The organism is Thioalkalivibrio sp. AKL8 (assembly GCF_000380525.1).
GTDB classification, from domain to species: Bacteria; Pseudomonadota; Gammaproteobacteria; order Ectothiorhodospirales; family Ectothiorhodospiraceae; genus Thioalkalivibrio; species Thioalkalivibrio versutus.
In genome coordinates, this window is sequence record NZ_AQYF01000004.1 from 115,380 (window position 1) to 133,967 (window position 18,588).

Annotated in this window: 21 protein-coding genes; 6 read left to right on the forward strand and 15 right to left on the reverse strand. The window is 66.9% G+C overall.

The window, feature by feature from the left end:
* Positions 1-21: 21 nt before the first annotated feature.
* Positions 22-1,080 (reverse strand): heat-inducible transcriptional repressor HrcA, encoded by a 1,059-nt coding sequence (hrcA, locus tag G335_RS0102615; RefSeq protein ID WP_018175854.1) that lies wholly within the window; start codon positions 1,078-1,080, stop codon positions 22-24.
* 114 nt (positions 1,081-1,194) lie between these two features.
* Here hrcA and G335_RS0102620 point away from each other — a divergent pair, with 114 nt between their 5' ends.
* On the forward strand, positions 1,195-2,073 hold the full coding sequence (locus G335_RS0102620; protein ID WP_018169154.1) for an NAD(+) kinase: 879 nt from the start codon (positions 1,195-1,197) through the stop codon (positions 2,071-2,073).
* 4 nt (positions 2,074-2,077) lie between these two features.
* Positions 2,078-3,739: a DNA repair protein RecN gene (gene recN / locus G335_RS0102625; protein WP_018175855.1), complete on the forward strand. Its 1,662-nt coding sequence runs from the start codon at positions 2,078-2,080 to the stop codon at positions 3,737-3,739.
* Between the two features lie 185 nt (positions 3,740-3,924).
* Here the strand turns inward: recN and G335_RS0102630 are convergent, their stop codons facing one another.
* The 3 genes from G335_RS0102630 to G335_RS0102640 are packed head-to-tail and all read right to left on the reverse strand — an operon-like array spanning position 3,925 to position 5,619.
* Positions 3,925-4,410, reverse strand: coding sequence for a gamma-glutamylcyclotransferase (locus G335_RS0102630; protein ID WP_018175856.1), 486 nt, complete (start codon positions 4,408-4,410; stop codon positions 3,925-3,927).
* Positions 4,411-4,412: 2 nt separating this feature from the next.
* On the reverse strand, positions 4,413-4,925 hold the full coding sequence (locus G335_RS0102635; RefSeq protein WP_018145338.1) for a YcgN family cysteine cluster protein: 513 nt from the start codon (positions 4,923-4,925) through the stop codon (positions 4,413-4,415).
* Entirely contained in the window at positions 4,918-5,619 is a 702-nt protein-coding gene (locus G335_RS0102640; RefSeq protein ID WP_018175857.1) for a hypothetical protein, read from the reverse strand. Before G335_RS0102640 ends, G335_RS0102635 begins: the two co-directional genes overlap by 8 nt.
* Before the next feature lie 102 nt (positions 5,620-5,721).
* Here G335_RS0102640 and G335_RS0102645 point away from each other — a divergent pair, with 102 nt between their 5' ends.
* The 3 genes from G335_RS0102645 to G335_RS0102655 all read left to right on the forward strand — a co-directional run bounded on the left by G335_RS0102645 (position 5,722) and on the right by G335_RS0102655 (position 7,649).
* Positions 5,722-6,858: a hypothetical protein gene (locus G335_RS0102645; protein ID WP_018175858.1), complete on the forward strand. Its 1,137-nt coding sequence runs from the start codon at positions 5,722-5,724 to the stop codon at positions 6,856-6,858.
* A gap of 93 nt (positions 6,859-6,951) precedes the next feature.
* The gene (locus G335_RS0102650) at positions 6,952-7,167 is read left to right on the forward strand and encodes a hypothetical protein (protein WP_018145335.1); all 216 of its coding nucleotides are present in this window, start codon (positions 6,952-6,954) and stop codon (positions 7,165-7,167) included.
* A 50-nt stretch (positions 7,168-7,217) separates the two neighbouring features.
* Positions 7,218-7,649: a hypothetical protein gene (locus G335_RS0102655; protein ID WP_018175859.1), complete on the forward strand. Its 432-nt coding sequence runs from the start codon at positions 7,218-7,220 to the stop codon at positions 7,647-7,649.
* Positions 7,650-7,723: 74 nt separating this feature from the next.
* Here G335_RS0102655 and G335_RS0102660 read toward each other — a convergent pair whose 3' ends face one another.
* On the reverse strand, positions 7,724-8,389 hold the full coding sequence (locus G335_RS0102660; protein ID WP_018175860.1) for a tetratricopeptide repeat protein: 666 nt from the start codon (positions 8,387-8,389) through the stop codon (positions 7,724-7,726).
* A gap of 212 nt (positions 8,390-8,601) precedes the next feature.
* On the opposite strand from G335_RS0102660, the gene G335_RS0102665 reads away from it, so the two are divergent.
* The gene (locus G335_RS0102665; protein ID WP_018175861.1) at positions 8,602-8,880 is read left to right on the forward strand and encodes a hypothetical protein; all 279 of its coding nucleotides are present in this window, start codon (positions 8,602-8,604) and stop codon (positions 8,878-8,880) included.
* Positions 8,881-8,988: 108 nt separating this feature from the next.
* Here the strand turns inward: G335_RS0102665 and G335_RS0102670 are convergent, their stop codons facing one another.
* From G335_RS0102670 to soxX, 10 genes are all read right to left on the reverse strand, one after another.
* On the reverse strand, positions 8,989-9,177 hold the full coding sequence (locus tag G335_RS0102670) for a hypothetical protein (RefSeq protein ID WP_018145331.1): 189 nt from the start codon (positions 9,175-9,177) through the stop codon (positions 8,989-8,991).
* A gap of 223 nt (positions 9,178-9,400) precedes the next feature.
* Positions 9,401-11,518, reverse strand: a complete 2,118-nt coding sequence (locus tag G335_RS0102675; RefSeq protein WP_018175862.1) for a TonB-dependent receptor domain-containing protein — start codon at positions 11,516-11,518, stop codon at positions 9,401-9,403.
* Between the two features lie 255 nt (positions 11,519-11,773).
* Entirely contained in the window at positions 11,774-11,947 is a 174-nt protein-coding gene (gene hemP / locus G335_RS13705) for a hemin uptake protein HemP (RefSeq protein WP_018175863.1), read from the reverse strand.
* Positions 11,944-12,360: a biopolymer transporter ExbD gene (locus G335_RS0102685; RefSeq protein WP_018175864.1), complete on the reverse strand. Its 417-nt coding sequence runs from the start codon at positions 12,358-12,360 to the stop codon at positions 11,944-11,946. Before G335_RS0102685 ends, hemP begins: the two co-directional genes overlap by 4 nt.
* Positions 12,361-12,363: 3 nt before the next feature.
* Positions 12,364-13,113, reverse strand: coding sequence for a MotA/TolQ/ExbB proton channel family protein (locus G335_RS0102690; protein WP_018169164.1), 750 nt, complete (start codon positions 13,111-13,113; stop codon positions 12,364-12,366).
* Between the two features lie 42 nt (positions 13,114-13,155).
* On the reverse strand, positions 13,156-13,890 hold the full coding sequence (locus G335_RS13710) for an energy transducer TonB (protein WP_369773004.1): 735 nt from the start codon (positions 13,888-13,890) through the stop codon (positions 13,156-13,158).
* 492 nt (positions 13,891-14,382) lie between these two features.
* Positions 14,383-14,865, reverse strand: a complete 483-nt coding sequence (locus tag G335_RS0102705; protein WP_018169167.1) for a peptidylprolyl isomerase — start codon at positions 14,863-14,865, stop codon at positions 14,383-14,385.
* A 109-nt stretch (positions 14,866-14,974) separates the two neighbouring features.
* Positions 14,975-16,885 (reverse strand): molecular chaperone HtpG, encoded by a 1,911-nt coding sequence (gene htpG / locus G335_RS0102710; RefSeq protein ID WP_018175866.1) that lies wholly within the window; start codon positions 16,883-16,885, stop codon positions 14,975-14,977.
* Complete coding sequence (locus G335_RS0102715) at positions 16,882-17,790, reverse strand: 23S rRNA (adenine(2030)-N(6))-methyltransferase RlmJ (protein ID WP_018175867.1); 909 nt, start codon at positions 17,788-17,790, stop codon at positions 16,882-16,884. The genes htpG and G335_RS0102715 overlap by 4 nt, the downstream gene beginning before the upstream one ends.
* A gap of 90 nt (positions 17,791-17,880) precedes the next feature.
* Positions 17,881-18,567, reverse strand: coding sequence for a sulfur oxidation c-type cytochrome SoxX (soxX, locus tag G335_RS0102720; protein WP_026304753.1), 687 nt, complete (start codon positions 18,565-18,567; stop codon positions 17,881-17,883).
* Between the last annotated feature and the right edge of the window lie 21 nt (positions 18,568-18,588).

Consider the following 18,588-nt stretch of genomic DNA (forward strand, 5'->3'; position numbering starts at 1 on the left):
CCCCCGGTTTCAAGGGGGTCGCTACTTCGAATCATCCACCGGGTGATCGCCCAGCGCCGAGCCCAGCAGGCGGGCCGTCACGTCCACAATCGGGATCACCCGGTCGTAGGACATCCGCGTGGGACCAATGACCCCGAGCACGCCCACCACCTCGCCGTCGACACTGTAGGGCGCAGTCACCACCGAACAGTTCTCGAACCAGTCGAGCCCCGATTCGCGGCCGATGAAGATCTGCACCCGGTCGCCGCGGATGCACTGGTCGAGGATGCCGAGGATCTCCTGCTTCTCGTTGAAGGCCTCCAGCAACTGGCGCAGGCGAGCCATGTCCGCCAGCTCCTCGTAGCCCAGCAGGTGGGTCTGCCCGGCCACGACCACATCGTCCGGGTCCTCGTCGCCCACCGCCTTCTCGCCCAGGTCGATCGCCGCCAGCATCATTGCGTCCAGGTCGTCGCGCACGTCACGCATCTCGCGTAACAGCTCGGCGCGCACCGCATGCAGGCTCTTGCCGGCCAGATGGGCATTCAGGTAGTTCGCCATGCGCTGCAGTTCGTCCTGGCTGAAGTCACGGTCCAGTTCCAGTACCCGGTTCTGCACCTCCTTGCCGTCGATCACCAGGATCGCAAGGATGCGGCCCTCGCCCAGGCGCAGGAACTCGATCTGACTGAGCGCCACGTTGCGATGCCGCGGCAGGCGCACCATCCCGGCCATGCGCGTGACCCGCGACAGCAGGTTGCTGGTGGCGTCCATCAGGTCCTGGGTGCTGGCAGTCGGATCGAACCCCGACTGGATCGCACGGATATCCTCCGGCGAGGGATTGCGCACCTCCAGCAGGCTGTCGACGAACAGCCGGTAGCCGGCCGGGGTCGGTATGCGCCCGGCCGAGGTATGCGGCGAATGGATCAGCCCCATATCCTCGAGATCCGCCATCACGTTGCGCACGGTGGCGGCGCTCACACTGAGGCCAGAGGTCCGGGCCAGGGTGCGCGAACCGACGGGCTGGCCATCCCGGATATAGCTCTCGATCAGGGTCCGCAACAGGGTGCGGGCCCTGGCGTCCAGATTGATCGTTGCGTTTTCCATGGATCGTCAGCGCTCCACTCGGTCGAGTGCTTAAAGGTTCAGTCTTGGATCGTGCAGGAATCAGGTCAAGAAACCCCGGGTGCAGTCGCGGTCCCTTTTCCGGATAATGCCGGCATGATGCCAGACTTCAACAAGGTCGGACTGGTCGGCAAGTCCAGCGACTCGCGTACCGCGCCCCTGGTCGCGACCCTGGTGGGTCTGCTGCAGGAGCGCGGCCGCCAGGTCTTCATGGAACAGGAGATCGACGGCTTCGAGCGGCCGGACAGCGTCGGGCTCCTGCCGCTGGACGAACTGGCCCACGCGGTGGACCTGCTGATCGTGATCGGCGGTGACGGGACACTGCTGGCCACGGCCCGCGTCACCGCGGATGCCGACACCCCGCTGCTGGGGATCAACCTCGGCCGGCTCGGCTTCCTGGTGGATGTCTCCCCCGACACCGCCCCGGAGGAACTGGGCGAGGTCCTGGATGGCGCCTTCGAGCGCGAACCCCGGGCCATGCTCGAGGCCGAGCTGATCCGCGACGGCGTCACCATCCACCGCGGGATCGCCCTGAATGACGTCGTCCTCCACGTGCTGAGCGTGGTGCGCATTATCGAATTCGACACCGCGATCGACGGCATGGATGTCGGACGCCTGCGGGCCGACGGCCTCGTAATCGCGACCCCCACCGGTTCCACCGCCTACGCACTGTCCGCCGGCGGGCCGATCCTGACCCCCCAGCTGGACGCGATGGTGCTCGTGCCGGTCTGCCCGCACAGCCTGAATCACCGCCCGCTGGTCGTCAGCGGCCGCTCCACCATCGAGATCCGCCTGTCCAGCGGCAGCCGCTCGCCGGCCCAGGTCGCACTGGATGGCCAGGAGAACGTGGACTTCGCCCCCGGCGACCTGCTGCGCATCCATCGCCGCGAACAGGCCCTGACCCTGATCCACCCCCGCGAACACCACTTCCTGCGCGTGCTCCGCACCAAGCTGCGCTGGGGCGAGCAGCCCTGATCCCATGTTGCATCTGATCAGCATCCGCGACTTCGCGATCATCGACCGGCTGGAACTGGAGCTGGACACCGGCCTGAGCGCCCTGACCGGCGAGACCGGGGCCGGCAAGTCCATCCTGATCGACGTGATCGGCCAACTGCTGGGCGACCGCGCCGACGCCGGCATGGTGCGCGAGGGCGCCGAACAGGCCGATCTGTCGGCCGAGTTCGCCCTGCCCGCCAAGGGCCCGGCCAGCGCCTGGCTGGCCGAACAGGACCTGGCCGCGGCGGACGACGAAAACGTCCTGCTGCGCCGCGTGCTGACCCGCCAGGGGAAGAGCCGCGCCTGGATCAACGGGCGGCCGGTCGCGGTGGGTCAGCTGCGCACCCTGGGCGAATGGCTGGTGGACATCCACGGCCAGCACGCGCATCAGCAGCTCTTGCAGCGCGATACCCAGCGCCACTGGCTGGACGGCTTCCTCGACGGCAACCCGACGCGCGATGTCCGCGAGGCCCACCGCGCCTGGCGCGCTGCGGCGAGCGCCCTGGACCAGGCACGCGAGGCCCAGGCCGACACCTCCGACCGCCTCGATCTGCTGCGCTTCCAGAGCGGAGAACTGGCCGAGCTGGCCCCGGTACAGGACGAATACCCCCGACTGCTGACCGAACAAAACCAGCTCGCCCACGGCACCGAGGTACTCACCGCCCTGCAGACCGCCAGCCAGCAGATCGAGGAGGACAGCGGGCTGGACACGCAGCTGGGCCAGGTCCTGCACGCCCTGCAGGACGCCGCGCAACACGACGAGCGGGTCAGTCCGGCGGTCGAGCTGCTGGAATCCGCCCGCATCCAGATCGACGAGGCGGGCGACCACCTGCGCCGCCTGGCCGACGGCATCGAGCTGGACCCGGAACGTCTCGCCGAGCTGGATACTCGCGTCAGCGAATACCTGCGCCTGGCGCGCAAGCACCGGATCGACCCCGAGGCCCTGCCAGGCCTGTTCGATGAACTGCAAACGGAACTGGATGCCCTGGAAAACGGCGATCAGACCGTTGAGGCCCTGGAGGCCCGCGAACAGCAGACCCGCGCGGCCTTCGATACCGCTGCCACGAAACTCACTCAGGCCCGCCGGAAGGCCGCCAGCCGCATCGGACAGTCGGTCACCGAGACCATGCAGGAACTGGGCATGGCTGGCGGCCACTTCGAGATCGGGGTCGAGCCCGCCGACAAGCCGCAGGCCCACGGCGTGGACCACATTGAATTCCGCGTGGCCGCGAACCCCGGTGCTGCGCCGCAGCCGATGGCCAAGGTCGCCTCCGGCGGCGAGCTCTCGCGCATCGGGCTGGCGCTACAGGTACTGGCCAGCGAGCAGCAGACAGTGCCCACGCTGATCTTCGACGAAGTCGACAGCGGCATCAGTGGCGCGGTCGCCGAGGTGGTCGGGCGCAAGCTGCGCAGCCTGGGCGAGCGCCATCAGGTCCTGTGCGTGACTCACCTGGCCCAGGTCGCCGCCCAGGCGCACCACCAGCTGGAGGTACAAAAGAGCCACGCCAAGGACGGCACCCGCACCGCGATCCAGCCGCTGGACGACGAACGCCGCGTGGAGGCCCTGGCCCGCCTGATCGGCGGCACCCAGCTCACCGAGACCACCCGCACCCACGCCCGCGAACTCCTCGCCTCCGCCGGCTAGCGCCTCCCCGGAACCACGAATACCAGGGAAACCGTAGGATGCAATGAGCGCAGCGAATCGCATCGTTCAAGACGTGGCACTCACCCCATGGGCCACCCGATGCGATTCGCTGCGCTCATCGGCATCCTACCGCTTTCGGACCGGGCCGCCGGCGTCCCGGGACCACAATGAACACGCCGCCCGGATCAAGACCGCGCCGGCCAGGCCCCATCCGGCAGGTAGCGCGCATCGGGCGGCAATTGCGGCATCCAGTACACCCAGAGGGCCCGGGGTCCCTCCTCCGTCCAGGCGGGAACCAGCGCGCGGCGATATTCCCCGCGGCCGTCGCGGCGGAGGCCTTCGAGGGCGTCCACTCGCGGGAGGGTGCAGGCCGGGTCGGGCAGACGGATCCATTCGCCCAGGACGCGGCCGCAGGCATCCCCGGCCCGCACGGGTGGCACCGGGTTCCGGACGAGCCGCTGGCGGCCTGCATCGCGCACGGGATCGGGGCCCGCCTCCAGCAGGATGCTGTCACCGGGGATCTGTACGGCCGGGTAGCCCACCGGCAGGTCAAAGATCGTGCCTTCGATCGACGCGGGGCGGATCCGGAGGGCCCGCTCGCAGAATGCACGGTGGTTGGCAAAACCGCGCTTGAGCGTCCCGTAGACGAACAGGTCCACCACCGCCGGCATGGCTACTCCCGCGGCAGGCGGACCACCGGGCGCCACAGGCGCGCGGACTCGGGCACCTCGCCGGGCCAGTCCACGACGTAGTCGATCAGTGGCAGGTCCGGGGCGTCCTGCTCGCGGATCACGCGCCCGGCCACTGAAACGCGGGCGCGGCGGACCGTCTCCGGATCGCCGCTCAGCAGGGGATGCCAGGCTGGCAGAGGGTGGCCCTCGAAGCGCAGCCGGTAGGCGCAGGTCGGTGGCAGCCAGTGATAGTGCGGCAGGTCCTTCCGGGTCAGCTGGATGCAGTCCGGCACGAAGTCGCGGCGGTTCGCGTAGTCGGAGCAGTAGCCGGTCTCGCAGTCGAGCAGATCGCAGGCCAGCCAGGTGAAGGCGAGCTCGCCCGAGTCCTCGTCTTCCAGCTTGTGCAGGCAGCAGCGCCCGCAGCCATCGCACAGGGCCTCCCACTCGGCATGGGTCAGGCTCTCGAGCGGGCGCTCCCAGAACGGGCGGTCATCCGTCGGGTTCGACTCACTCATGATCCCCGTGATCCTCGCCCAGACGGCGCCGCCCCTCATCGCGCAGGCGCTCCACCGTCTGCCCCCAGCGGTCCTGGATGACGTAATGCATCAGCACGCGGCCGCGCCGCGGGACCAGGATAACCAGCCCCTCCTCGGGGTAGAGCCAGTAACTGTGATCGGAGGCGATGCGCATCCGCTCGCGGGGCTCGCCGAAGCGCTTGGTGATCAGGTCCTCGGTCCATTGCGCGCGGGGGATATAGCTCATCTCGACGATCGGCACATTGCCCAGCGAGGTCAGGGCATTGTCGCTCAGCCCGTAGCGCCGGGCGCCACTGGGCATCGGGCGCTCGGAGGTGACTTCGGATTGAATCCGGTCCAGCGCGGCCTCGTCCAGATCCGGGCGCAGGATCAGGTTGGCCTCGAACGGCGGGATGCGCGCGTTCACGTAATAGGCCTCCAGCGAACGCGAGCCGTCCGCGTCCACGAACAGGCGGATATCCGGCACCGGCAGGCGGTGCATCAGATCCGCCATGGTGGTCTCGCCCAGCACGACCCCCAGCACCCGGGTGCGCTGGCGGTCCCCCACCTCGATCTGCCAGGGCAGATCGGAGAACTGCTGGCTGCGCATCCCGCCGGGGTTGGAATAGACCCACATGGCCAGGGCCAGGATGACCCCCATCACCACCAGCCCGATGATCCAGCGTATGCCCATTCCGCGATTCCCCTCGAGACAACGTGTAGCCCGCCCGTGGCGGGCGCTGTGCGGCGCCTCGTATAATGCGGCGCTCGCCCGACGACCGGATAACAGCCCACCATGTTCGCACGTTTGTCTGCCTGGATCACCGCCCGCTCCGTCCCCGGCGAAAGCAGCGGGCGCATCCTGGTCCTGGCCCCGCGGGCCACTCTGGAGACCGCCGCCGACTGGCTGCAGGAGCTGGCCGGGTCCGTCGGCCCCATCGCCCTCGGCGTCACCGACTGTGGCCAGGACCGCGAGGTCGAGGGCCTGATCGACGGCCTCCCGGCCCTGGCGATGCGCCCCGAACTGGCCGCCACACGTCTGGCGCGCCTGCAACCGCGCGCCATCCTGGTCATCGGCCCCCTGCACGCTGGCGATCTGGACCTGGGACCCGCCCTCGGCGCGGTCCACGTGCCACGCATCTGGATCAATGCCGAGGGTGACGGCGCGGCAGGCGTCGAATGGAATGCGGTCTTCGCTGCACGCGAGGCCGCTACCCCCTCCGGCCCGGTCGAGGTGATCGGCGATCCGATCGCCGGCGCGGTGGAACTGCCGCCCGCGCCATCCGGAGATGACGGGTTCTGCGAGCGTTTTCGCGAGTACCACGAGAAGGGTCACCCGATCCTGCTGGCACCCAATACTGGCCCGGGCGAGGAGGCCTTCGCCTTCGCCGTGTTGTTCGCGGTCCTGCGCAAGAGCGCCGCCATCCTGTTGCTGGCCCCGGCCGACCCGGCACGCCACGAGCCGGTCTATCGCGACGCGATCAAGTACTCCCTGCCGATCATCCGCCACAACCGCTTCATGACGTCCTTCGTGCCGCGCAAGAACCGGGTCTACTACATCGAGGACCCGGAGACCCTGCACGCCGCCTACACCTGCGCCGACGTGACCCTGCCGGGTGGCACCCTGGCCGCCAGCGAGACCCCTCCGGACCTGGGGCTGCCACTGGCCTGTGGCAGCGCGGTGATCTGCGGCCCCGCGCAGCACGAGCGCCATCCGGACGCCGCCACCCGGCTGCGCATCGCGGCCGAACACACCGGCCTGGTCGCCCGCGGCGAGGACCCCGAACAGGTGGCCGAAGAGGTGCTTGCCCGCCTGGCGGAAGGGATTGATCGGCAGGCTCGCCGCGAGCGTCTGGCTGCATGGCAGGCGCGACAGGCCGGCGCCCGCGAGGCTGTTCAAGCCCGCCTGCAAGGCTTGCTCGGCACCTCCTGACGCCTTCCTGGATGGGCTTCCGGTGAAGTGCAACTAATTGATCTATAATTCGGTCGTAGGGTTGCAACCGAAAACCATAACGAGTTCGAAACGATGATCGACGGCAGCACCTCCCTCGCGGGCATTCAGAAGGGCATGACCAGCATGCGCCAGCAGGCACATACGGTGGCCACCGAGAATGCGGGCAGTCGCGAGGGCATGGGCGCCCAGGTCGGCATGATCGCCAGCCAGAATCAGATCGAGGCCTCGGTGAAGACCCTGCAGGCCGAAGATCGAATGATCGGCTCACTGCTGGATGTGCGCGCCTGAATCCAGGCGACAAGACCACGTAACGATCAGGGGGCTCGACGAGTCACACGATGGAAGTCCCAGTCTCCAACCCCTCAGCTGCAGTACCGATCGGCACACGCCCGACCGGAAGCGACCGGCTGGGCCTGGGCCAACTCTCCACCCCGGCGGATTTCGAACGCCCGCTGAACGATCCGGAGGCCGGCGCAGCCCGCCGGCCGCTCGAAGACCGCCCGGAACAGGACGACAACCGGCGCGGTGATGCCGAACAGGATCAGGGACTGGCCTTCCCGCGATCGGACCAGGAGATGGCCTCCCGCGCCCGCGTGGCGGCCCAGATCGAGGCGTTCCGCAGCGGCAATGATTCCGCCGAGGCCATGCCGGCGGACGGCGGCCCGCTGAGCGGTGGTGGTGTCGAGGCCCTGCGCCGTCGCGTGGAACTCGCGGTCAGCCTGGCCGGCCCGGCCGAAGAGCCGCGCCGCGAACTGAACGTAGTGATCTAGCCCAACGCCAACCGCAACGCCTTGCCCCTTTCTCAGTCTCAGGGGCACCCCAGCGCAAGCGCCCGACCGACCCGCTATTGCAGACGGGGCGACGAATGGCCCTGCAACCACTCCTGCGCACGCTCACCGGCATGCAGGCGCTGCTCCGGGCTCAGCTCGCGAGCGACCCGCTCGCGGTGCCGCGCGGCGCTCGCAACCCCCATCTCCGCCGCAATCGCATACCACTTGAACGCCGACACGTCGGACCGCTCCACGCCCTCGCCCATCGCGAACAGACGCGCGAGATTGGCCGCCCCACGCCCCTCACCGGCCTCGGCCGCCAGCAGGTACCACTGTGCCGCCTGTTCCGGGTCCTGCGGCAGGCCCCGGCCCTCGTCGAACTTGAGACCCAGATTGAACATGGCCTGGGCGTTCCCGCGCTCGGCGGCAATATGGAACCAGCGCGCGGCCTCGTTGGGATTCGCCTCCGGCCCATCACCCTGCTCGAACAGCACCGCCAGGTTGAAGGCCGCATCCGGGAAGCCGGCCTCGGCTGAGCGCTGGTACCACTGCGCGGCCTCGAGCGGATCCCGGGGCAGGTACTGCCCTTCGTCCAGCAGCACGCCAAGATTAAACGCGCACTGCGGATCCCCCGCCTCGGCACCCTGGCGCCAAAGGGTCATCGCAGCGTCATGTTCGCCCCGGGCCCAGGCCGAGCGGGCCTGATCGAGGAGGGGGTCGGGTTGGGAGGATTGCGCCATCACTACGGTCCGTGAATTGCCTGGGCATCACTGTAGCGGTGGGTTCGTGATGCGTCGACAAACCGCACGGGGATACGTGATGAGCGCCACGATCGCCTCACCGAAACGATGGAGTGTGATGAACTTCTCGCAACATATGAGGGGGTATTCCGGTCAACCGGATTGAACGTCATTTGTCCGTTCACATTCACCCCGGATACACAGGAGTTTCCATGAAACATTCCACCAAGATCCTGGCCGCCATGGCCATCGCACCCCTCGTCTTCCTGATGGGCTGCTCCGACGGCGACATGGGCATGGACGAGTTCGAAGAGCAACAGATGCAGCAACAGCCCGAGACCGGTGAAGGCGGCATGCAGAGCGCCCCACCACCCCAAGACGGCATGCAGCAACAGCAGCCGCGGGAAGGCGACATGCAGCAGCCCCCGATGGATGACGGCATGGACGAGCAGGGCGGCTCCCTGGAACCCGAGGGTGACGACCGCCTCTGATCCTGCCCCGGATCCGTCACCCAGGCGACCAGCTGGCGCTGGTCCGCCACAAAAAAAGCCCCGACACGCTGCGCGTGCCGGGGCTTTCACGTACTGCAGGGCAGGAAATCAGTTGCTGAAGGTGTCTTCCATCTCGTCGCCGGCATCCTCCATCGAATCGCCCGCATCGTCCATGGCGTCATCGATGTTCTCGCCGGCCTCTTCCGCCGGGCCCTGATTGTCACACCCCGCGAGGGTGGCACTGCCCAGCGCCATCATCAGGGCAAGCATCAGGATCGTCAGTCGCGATTTCCACATGGTGTTCTCCTTTACCGTAAGGGTCCTTTCTCGCTTCGCCCCCAGTACCCGACAGTTACCCGTCGAACCGGGGACACTCGGGGCATTCGACCGGGAAGCCCAACATACGATCCGTCTTGCCGGAAACCCGCCCTCCAGAATGTGACGGGCTACCGATTCCGGTTTCCCATACAAGAAGACCGCACCCGAGGAAGGTGCGGTCTTCGATGCAAGAGACACCGACTCAGAACCGGTGCGTCAACCCGACCGAGAACGTACGCGGTTCGTTGGGCCGGGCACCGTCCGGGGAACGGGAGATGATTTGTTGCTCATCCAGCACATTGCTCACCCGGGCATAGAGGTCGGTGTTCCTGCCCAGGGGATACTGGCTCACCAGGTCGATCGTGGTCAGCGACTCGGTGCGGTCGAATGCGCCCGTGCTCCGGTTACAGCCATCGCTATTGCAGGTCGCGTCGATGTACTTCACGACCGCGTAGTGGTTCCAGCCACTCGCGTGCTCGAGGCCCCCTCGAAGGCTGAACTGGTGGCGCGGGACCCCCTGCAAGCGATCGCCCTCTTGCTGCCCCGAGGCCGGGTTGTCCGCGCTGGCCTTGGCGCTGGTGTAGGTGTAGCTGGCCTCCAGGGGCGCGTGGAAGGATCCCAGATCCATCCCAGTGGAGGCCCGCAACTCCAGTCCGGAGATGACCGCCTCCCCGGTCGTGAAGGTCCCGGAGGTGGCGCCGTCCGAGCAGGGCGTCGCCACCGAGCAGTTCTGCACGAAGTCGGAGAAATCGCTGTAGAAACCAATCGCCTCGACAAACGCATGGTCGCCCTGATACCGGGCGCCCAGTTCCCAGTTCGTGCTGGTTTCCGGGTCCTGGTCTTCGGTCGCACCGCCCCCCAGGGGAGCAAACCCACGGTGAACCCCCGCCAGGAGTTGCCAGCGGTCCGTGAAGTCGTAGGTTAGCGAGGCCCCGGGCAGCCAGACGCTGCTCGAGTTGGAGCGCCGCGAATCCACGACGTTACGCTGCGTGTCGGCATACTGGGTCCGCGAGGTCTCGACATCCTCATAGCGCAGCAGCAGGTTCGCGGTCAGCCGGTCACTGACGTACCACTCGTCGGCGAGCCAGAAGCTCCGGGCCTGCGCATCCTCGAACCGGTTGTTGCTGCCCGTCGGCTGGATGGTCTCCTGGTAGACCAGGGAACCGTTGACCTGATCGTAGATGTCGTCCGGCTGGAAGCGGTCCATCTCGTCCTGGTGATAGCGGGCACCCGCACGCAGCCAGTGGTCCCCGAAGTCCATGCCCAGTTCGGTCTGGATGCCCTCGGACACATACTCACGGTTGTTGTTGCGGTAGGTCATCCCCGCCACATCGTCCTCGCCCCGGAGGATTCGTTGCGCGGTCGCGTCGCCCCGATTGGCGTCATCAATGAACGCGCTACCCCCGCCCAGCTTGAACCAGTTTCGGGCGAATTCGTTGCGGTACAACGTGGTGGTCATGCGCACGCGCTCGGACCAATCGATGTCATGCGTGACGCTCAGACCGAGGTGGTCGTTCTCCATCTGATCGATCTCGGACAGGCCATAGCGCCGATTGGGGTCACGCGCGAAATCCGCGTCGGTCAGGCCAAGATAGGTCTCGTTGGACGTTTCCTCCGAGTACTGGACCTTGGCCTCGATGCTCTGGCGCTCGCCATCCCAGCGCAGCTTGCCGACATAGTCCTGGATGTCGTAGCCGGTATCGCGGTTGCTGCGATCGATGTCCTTGAAGCCGGCCCCGTTGCGCTGGACGGTCTCGACCATGTAGCTCCAGTCACCGGAGCGATCCCCGAACATCGCGTGCACGTCGGTGCCGCCCCGATCGTTCACCACCGTCTCGATGGAGCCTCCGCGTTCCCGGGGGATGGGCGTGGATACCAGATTGATCACGCCCCCGGTGGTCTGCGGCCCGTGGCGCAACAGCGGGGCCCCCTTGAGCACTTCGATCTCGCTGACCCGCATCGTGGTCGGGAAATAGTAGGCCGCCGGGTTGGAATACGGTGCCGGGGCGATCAGCACGTTGTCCTCCATCAGGGTCACCTTGCTGCTGCGGCCCGGAGGCGCCGCACGGATCCCGATATTGGGGCGCAGACCCGCCCCGTCTTCCTCCTGCACGTACACGCCGGGCACGGTCTTGAGCGCCTGGTGGATGTCCGTGGTCCCTTCGGTTTCCAGCTGTTCGCGACCCACCACGGCCGCCGAACCGGGCAGGCGCTGCGTCGCGGTCACGTCTCCGAGGATTTGCACCGGCGCCAGCCGGGCCTCGGTTCCGGACTCGGCGGTCGGGGCGGCCTCGTCGGCATGCAGCGCGGGAATCCCCACGGCCCCGGCAATTGCGAGTACGACGGCACGTCGCCTCCATACCCCGGAGTTGCGCGAGTGGTCGGCGGGTCGTGCGATTCGGCGGCTTGCCAGATGGTTTCGAGCCATGGTTGTCTCCCTTGAGTTGGCCAGCATCAACACCGCCACGGACGCCGGGGCGCCGCGGATCGGTGACGGATTGGAGGCTGGCTGAGGGAGAGGCTCCCCTGGCTGGCAGGTGCCACGGTGTGGACCGTGGCCGGTGTTTCACGGGGTTTACTTGGTCAGGATCAGCTTGTCGTTGGCGGTCCGGCGCAGGGTGTACCACTCGCCGCGGTGGCAGATGCGGATCTGCCGCGCGGAGCCCAGCAGCTGCTCGCTGGCGATCTCGCGCGGGCCCGGATCCTGGCGGACAGCCGGCTTGCCGGGTGGATGCGTTCCGGAATTCATTGTTCCCCCTCCGGTTCGGAGACGAAGGCCATGCGGCTCACCCCGGACTGGCGCACCTCGGCCATCACCCGGGCCAGGCGTTCGTAACGCGTGTCACGATCCGCGCGCAGATAGATCGCGATGTCCGGTTGTGTCTCCAGCGCCTCGCGCAGGCGCGCCGGGAGACGCTCCTGGGAGACCGACTCGTTGTTCCAGTACAGGTCGCCGCTTCCGTCCAGGGACAGCGTCACGCTGTCCGGCAGCTCGTCCACCGGCTCGCTGGCGGCCTGAGGCAGATCCAGGTCCACCGAGTGGGTAATCACCGGTGCAGTGATGATGAAGATCACCAGCAGCACCAGCATCACATCCACCAGCGGGATCACGTTCATGTCCGACATTGGTTCGCTGGTGTCGCCCATGCGTCCGAAGGCCATGGCTTAGCCCTCCTGGTGCAGGCCGTCGTCCGGCAGTGCATGCGGATCGGTGCGACGGTCACGCGCCTCGCGAGCATTGCCGGGCTTCAGGTCAGAGTGCATCAGCAGCGCATGCACATCGTGTGCAAAGGCCTCGAAGTCCTGATGCAACAGGCGCTGGGAGCGATTGAAGATGTTGAAGAAGGCCACCGCCGGGATCGCCGCGGCCAGGCCGGCGGCGGTCGCCACCAGGGCCTCGCCGAGCGGACCCGCCACCAGATCCATGGACACCGACGACTCCTGTGAGATGTCGATCAGGGCGCCATGGATACCCCAGACGGTACCGAGGAGTCCGACAAAGGGCGCCAGCGCCCCGACCGAGGCGAACACGATATTGCCGGCCTGCATGCGCAGCAGCTGCCGGTCCATCGCCTGGCGAATCCGGCGCACCACGTGGTCGTCCAGGCGCTGCTCGGCCTTGTCCGACCCATCACGCACCCCGCGGTAGTCGTCGAACGCGGCAAACGCCTCCTGACCGATCACCGCCAGCGGGCCGCGCTGGTCGTGGATCGCGTCGTGGAAGGCCGGCGCCGTCTGGCTGGCATCGAAGGCCGCCAACGCGGCGCGGTTGTCGCGACGCACGCCAATCAGCGTCAGCAGCTTGCTCGCGGCAATCGCCCAGGTCGCGACGGACATCAGCAGCAGGATCGCGAAGACCGCGACCAGCACCGGGTCACCATGGCGAAACACGTAGAAGACATCGAACTCGTTCATGCAATCATCCCCGGCTGCGCAGCGCTTCATGCGCCGGCCTTGTCATCGAATCGAAAAGTCCATCGGTACGAGCACCACGCCCTCCACCGCGCGTCCCCCACGGCGGGCAGGCTCGAACTCCCAATGCTCGATCGCCGCCTCGGCGGCATCGTCCAGGCGCCGGTGGCCGCTGCTCTCCTCCACCGACCAGTCCAGCGGCTGCCCCTGCGCGGAGACCCGGACTCGCAGCAGGACGGTACCCTCCTCCCCTCGGCGCAACGAGATTCGCGGATAGTCCGGCGGCGGGTTATTCAGGTACTCCGCCCCGAACCCCGGCTCCTCGAAGGGCTCGTCCTCTTGGCCCACCGGACCACCGGGGGCCGCCTCCGTCGCCGGCTCCTGGTCTTCGGCCGGCCCGGACGCGCCCGAACGACTCGGTTCTGGCTCCGGTTCTGGCTCCGGTTCTGGCTCCGGTTCTGGCTCCGGTTCTGGCTCTGGCTCTGGCTCTGGCTCTGGCTCTGGCTCTGGTTCCGGCTCTGGTTCCGGCTCTGGTTCCGGCTCTGGTTCCGGCTCTGGTTCCGGCTCTGGTTCCGGCTCTGGTTCCGGCTCTGGTTCCGGTTCCGGTTCCGGTTCCGGTTCCGGTTCCGGTTCCGGTTCCGGTTCCGGTTCCGGTTCCGGTTCCGGTTCCGGTTCCGGTTCCTCAAGTGTCTCGGTCACGGCGTCGGGTTCAACGACCGCCGTTTCTTGCCCGGTCGGGTCAGGCAACACTGCGTCCAGTTCGACCCAGTGTGCCTCCATGCCCCCGCCCCGGGTGCCAGCCAACTCCGGTGCGGCATCACGCATCACCCATAGCGAGCCCAGTATCCCGCCATGCAGCGCGAAGCTCACGGCCACGCCCAGCGCCAACGCACGACGACTGCCGGAAGGGGATATGGAAGAACGGTGGGTCATGGATGAGCTAGCTCGCCGCAGGACACGAATGTATAGACGCCTTGACCGAAGAGAAGCTAACCCGCTCGCACATCGGCGCGTATGGGTCACGCATCTCCCGGAATCCGACTATCGCGGCTAGCCGGCGGATTGCCAAGTCACTGCCCACGAACAGAGCGCACCCTACCCTTAATGCGAATGGTTTGCAATACCAGTCGCATATGGCACCATTCGCTCCGGATCGATACGCGGCAGCCCGGGTCAACTTTCCTCGGGTCCAAAACGATAAAACCCGCCCCGGCGGCACCGGGGCGGGTCGAAAAAGGCGGCTAGGCCGGCGGTATCGCCGGCCAGGCGCGATCAGTGCTGGTGACCGCCCTCGCCGTGGGCGTGGCCGTGCTCCAGCTCTTCGGCCGAGGCCTCGCGGACTTCGACAATCTCGACGTCGAAGTTCAGGGTCTCGCCGGCCAGCGGATGGTTGCCATCGACCGTGGCGGTGTCGCCCTCGACCTTGGTCACGGTGACCGTCAGCGGGCCGTTCTCGGTCTGCGCCTGGAACTGCATCCCCGGCTCGACGGATTCAACGCCCTGGAAGGCCTCCATCGGGATCTCCTGAACCATGGCGTCGATCTTCTCGCCATAGCCTTCTTCCGGGGAGACCTTCGCCTGGACCTTGTCACCGGCGGCCTTGCCCTCCAGCTCCTTTTCCAGGCCCGGGACAATCTGGCCTTGTCCGTGCAGGTAGGCCAGCGGCTCGCGGCCTTCGGAGCTGTCGATTTTCTCGCCAGCATCGTTGGTCAGGGTGTAGTGGATGGCCACCACGGCGTTCTGCGCGACTTGCATGGGCTTTGCCCTCTTAATACATGAACTTTTAAGGGTAACGCGGAATATCGCTCCACGTCAGGTCCACCCGCCGGACACGCGGTTTCCGGCGGGTGGGGTGTCCGCCGGGTCAGGCGGCCTTCTGCAACAGCAGTCGGTTCAACCGGGCGACGAAGCCGCTCGGGTCCTCCAGCTGTCCGCCCTCGGCCAGCAGGGACTGCTCGAACAGCAAGGAGGCCAGGTCGTTGAAGTCGTCGCCTTCCGCGGCCTTGAGGCGTGCGACCAGCGGATGGCCCGGGTTGACCTCCAGCACCGGCTTGCCGGAGAAGGTCTCCTGGCCCGCCTGTTTCAGCAGTTCCTGCAGATACAGCGCCATCTCGTGCTCGCCAAGCACGATACAGGCCGGGGACTCCACCAACCGCCGCGAGGGCCGCACGCTCTCCACGCGGTCGCCCAGGGCCTGCTGCAGACGTTCCGGCAGATCGCCCAGGTCGCCCTCCGCGGCTTGTTCGCCGGTCTCGTCCTTCTGCTCGACGTCCTCGCCGATGATCTTGTCGAGGTCCAGGTCACCCTTGGCGACATTCTTGATGGGCTTGCCGTCGAACTCGCGCAGGTGGGACAGCAGCCACTCGTCGACCCGGTCCGACAGCAACAGGACCTCGATCCCGTGCTTGCGGAAGATCTCCAGGTGCGGGCTATTGCGCGCTGCGGAGGCATTGTCGGCAGTGATCAGGTAGATCGCCTCCTGGCCCTCCTTCATGCGCCCGAGGTAATCCGCCAGCGCGACGTTCTGGGTGTCGTCGCTGTTATGGGTGCTGGCAAAGCGCAGCAACTTGGCGATCGCCTCCTGGTTGGCGAAATCCTCGCCCGGGCCCTCCTTCAGCACCCGCCCGAAGTTCTGCCAGATCTCGGCGTACGCCTCGGGCTCGTTTTTGGCGATGCTTTCCAGCAGCCCCAGGATCTTCTTCACCGAACCGGAGCGGATCGAGTCCACCAGGCGGTTGTCCTGCAGGATCTCGCGCGAGACGTTCAGCGGCAGGTCCGCCGAGTCCACCACCCCGCGCACGAAGCGCAGGTAGTTGGGCAGCAGCTTGTCCGCGTCGTCCATGATGAACACCCGCTTCACGTAGAGCTTCACCCCGTGGCGGGCATCGCGATCCCAAAGGTCGAACGGCGCGCGCTTCGGGATGTAGAACAGCGTGGTGTATTCCTGCCGGCCCTCCACGTGATTGTGGGTCCAGGCGGCCGGATCCTCGAAGTCGTGCGCGACGTGCTTGTAGAACTCCCGGTATTCCTCGTCGCTGATCTCGCTCTTCGAGCGAGTCCACAGCGCGCTGGCACGGTTCACGGTCTCCCAGTCGTCGGTAGGGTTGCCCTCCTCGTCCTGCTTGCGCATGCGGATCGGGAACGCCACATGGTCCGAGTAGCGCCCGATGATGTGGCGCAGACGCACGGGCTCGAGAAACTCGCCGGCGTCTTCCTTCAGCGTCAGGGTGATCTCGGTCCCGGCCTCGGTGCGCTCGCATGGGGTAATGGTGTATTCACCATCGCCACGCGACTCCCAGCGGGTACCCGCATCCTGTTCGCTGCCGGCGCGGCGCGTCTCCAGGCGCACGTGGTCGGCGACGATGAACGACGAGTAGAAACCCACGCCGAACTGACCAATCAGCTGGGAATCCTTTTTCTGGTCGCCAGTCAGCTTCTCGAGAAACGCCTTGGTACCCGAGCGTGCGATGGTGCCGATATGTTCGACCACCTCGTCCCGCGACATGCCGATGCCGTTGTCGCGCACCGTCACCGTCCGCGCCTCCGCGTCCACCTCGACGTCAATCACCAGCTCCGCCGGCTGCGGGATCGCGTCCGGCTGGGCCAGGGCCTCGAAACGCAGCTTGTCACAGGCATCGGCGCCGTTGGAGATCAACTCACGCAGGAAGATCTCGCGATTGGAATAAAGCGAGTGGATCATCAGCTGCAGAAGCTGGCTGACCTCGGTCTCGAAGCGGCGAGTTTCGGTGCTGGGTTCGGTCTGGGTTTCGGTCATGGCGTGCGTGTCCCTTGATTGTTCTCGACACGTCGTAAGGTAGGGTCGCCTGTCCCGTTTTCAAGGACCGCGGCCTGGTAAAGTCCGCCCGCTCCTTCCGGATCCAGCAGTGCCCAGACCGGCGCGAGCAGCTCCGGAAGCTGCTCCTCCAGCTGCCACGGCGGACGCAGCACCAGCATCCCGGAGCCCGCCAACCCGAGGTGGCGCTCCGGGTCGGCGGCGATACGCAACTCGCTGACCAGCCAGGGATCGTCCAGCTCGGCGCGTAACTGTTCGCGCATCGGGTGATCCGGCCGGCCTGCGAGAATGGGGTACCAGACCAGGATGATCCCGGTGTTCCAGCGCCGACGGATGGTGGTCACCATCTCCGCCACCTCGCGGTACTCCGACTTGCGCTCGTAGGACGGGTCCAGCAGGACCAGACCGCGGCGTGGCTCCGGCGGAAACAGCGCTCGCGCGGCCTCGCGCGCGTCACGCTTGTGCACATGGCAGCGTGAATCGCCGGCGAGGCGCGTCTGCAGCCGATCATAGGCCTCCGGATGGAGTTCGCACGCGATCAGGCGATCGCGTTCGCGCAACCGCGCCTGAATCAGCAACGGGGACCCCGGATATTCGGTAAGGCGCGGGGGCTTCGGCTGCATCCCCCGCAGCGTCTGCAGGAACGTGCGGCCCGCGGATGGCCAGACCGGATCCGCAGACCACAGACGTGCGATACCGGAGGCGGCCTCGTCGGTCTTGCGCGCCCGCGCGCCGGTCAGGTCATAGCCCCCGGCTCCTGCGTGCAGGTCCAGTGCCACGAAGGGCTTGTCACGCCCGCGCAGCGATTCCAGTACCTGCCACAGGACCAGGTGCTTATGCACGTCGGCGAAATTGCCGGCGTGATAGTCGTGTTGGTAGCTGAGCATGCGTTCCTCAAACAAAAAGCCACCGCGAGAGTACCCGCGATGGCTCAAGAAGGGCAGCCCGGCAGGACCGCCCTCGACCGTGTGAACGGCTTACTGGTTGACCGGCGAGTCCGGATCCAGAAGATACGCCATGACGTGCGCAATCTGTTCCTCGCTGAGGAAATTGTTGCGTCCGAACCGCGGCATCTGGGTGCACGGGAAGTACTGGTGGGGGTTGGACACCACCTGGTGCACGTAATTCACCACCGAACTGTCATTACCGCGGGTGGCCCCATACCCGGCCAGGCTCGGGCCCAGGGTGCCGTAAAGCTCCTCGGCCGGATCCATCTGATGGCAGGCGTAGCAGTTACCGCCTGCCTCGCGGGTACCATGGTCATCGTTTCGATGACCGATACGGTAGCCATACCCGGAGCGCGCCAACTCGGCGCCACGGCGCCAGTTGCCCAGGCGCGGACCACCCGGCGGCACCTCGTAGCTTTCGCGGGCCATGGCGATCACCGCGCCCGCGGTCCCGGAATTCGGATCGCCCTCGATCGAACAGGCGGCCTGAATGCCATCCTGCACCATGCGATCACGGGCCGACCCACCTTCCTGTGCCTCCTGCTCGAAACGATAACTGTCCGTTTCCAGCACGAGGTAATCTGCCAATTCATCGGCGCTCATCGCCGTAATGTCGACTTCGCCACTGGTCTCGCCCATCCAGCCATCGCAACCCGCGATCAGCACCGTGGACGCCAGAACGGCCAAGCCCGCCCCAACTGTCTTGTTCCTAAGCATCCCTGATGTCTCCTCTTGCGT

Bases quoted from the DNA above. Each gene is read 5' to 3' on its own strand.
- G335_RS0102685 (WP_018175864.1), bottom strand. From the start codon at position 12,360: ATGGCCTTCGGACGCATGGGCGACACCAGCGAACCAATGTCGGACATG.
- hrcA (WP_018175854.1), bottom strand. From the start codon at position 1,080: ATGGAAAACGCAACGATCAATCTGGACGCCAGGGCCCGCACCCTGTTG.
- G335_RS0102690 (WP_018169164.1), bottom strand. From the start codon at position 13,113: ATGAACGAGTTCGATGTCTTCTACGTGTTTCGCCATGGTGACCCGGTG.
- G335_RS0102665 (WP_018175861.1), top strand. From the start codon at position 8,602: ATGAAACATTCCACCAAGATCCTGGCCGCCATGGCCATCGCACCCCTC.
- hemP (WP_018175863.1), bottom strand. From the start codon at position 11,947: ATGAATTCCGGAACGCATCCACCCGGCAAGCCGGCTGTCCGCCAGGAT.
- G335_RS0102655 (WP_018175859.1), top strand. From the start codon at position 7,218: ATGGAAGTCCCAGTCTCCAACCCCTCAGCTGCAGTACCGATCGGCACA.
- soxX (WP_026304753.1), bottom strand. From the start codon at position 18,567: ATGCTTAGGAACAAGACAGTTGGGGCGGGCTTGGCCGTTCTGGCGTCC.
- G335_RS13710 (WP_369773004.1), bottom strand. From the start codon at position 13,890: ATGGAGGCACACTGGGTCGAACTGGACGCAGTGTTGCCTGACCCGACC.
- G335_RS0102630 (WP_018175856.1), bottom strand. From the start codon at position 4,410: ATGCCGGCGGTGGTGGACCTGTTCGTCTACGGGACGCTCAAGCGCGGT.
- recN (WP_018175855.1), top strand. From the start codon at position 2,078: ATGTTGCATCTGATCAGCATCCGCGACTTCGCGATCATCGACCGGCTG.
- G335_RS0102660 (WP_018175860.1), bottom strand. From the start codon at position 8,389: ATGGCGCAATCCTCCCAACCCGACCCCCTCCTCGATCAGGCCCGCTCG.
- G335_RS0102715 (WP_018175867.1), bottom strand. From the start codon at position 17,790: ATGCTCAGCTACCAACACGACTATCACGCCGGCAATTTCGCCGACGTG.
- G335_RS0102705 (WP_018169167.1), bottom strand. From the start codon at position 14,865: ATGCAAGTCGCGCAGAACGCCGTGGTGGCCATCCACTACACCCTGACC.
- G335_RS0102640 (WP_018175857.1), bottom strand. From the start codon at position 5,619: ATGGGCATACGCTGGATCATCGGGCTGGTGGTGATGGGGGTCATCCTG.
- G335_RS0102650 (WP_018145335.1), top strand. From the start codon at position 6,952: ATGATCGACGGCAGCACCTCCCTCGCGGGCATTCAGAAGGGCATGACC.
- htpG (WP_018175866.1), bottom strand. From the start codon at position 16,885: ATGACCGAAACCCAGACCGAACCCAGCACCGAAACTCGCCGCTTCGAG.
- G335_RS0102670 (WP_018145331.1), bottom strand. From the start codon at position 9,177: ATGTGGAAATCGCGACTGACGATCCTGATGCTTGCCCTGATGATGGCG.
- G335_RS0102645 (WP_018175858.1), top strand. From the start codon at position 5,722: ATGTTCGCACGTTTGTCTGCCTGGATCACCGCCCGCTCCGTCCCCGGC.
- G335_RS0102620 (WP_018169154.1), top strand. From the start codon at position 1,195: ATGATGCCAGACTTCAACAAGGTCGGACTGGTCGGCAAGTCCAGCGAC.
- G335_RS0102635 (WP_018145338.1), bottom strand. From the start codon at position 4,925: ATGAGTGAGTCGAACCCGACGGATGACCGCCCGTTCTGGGAGCGCCCG.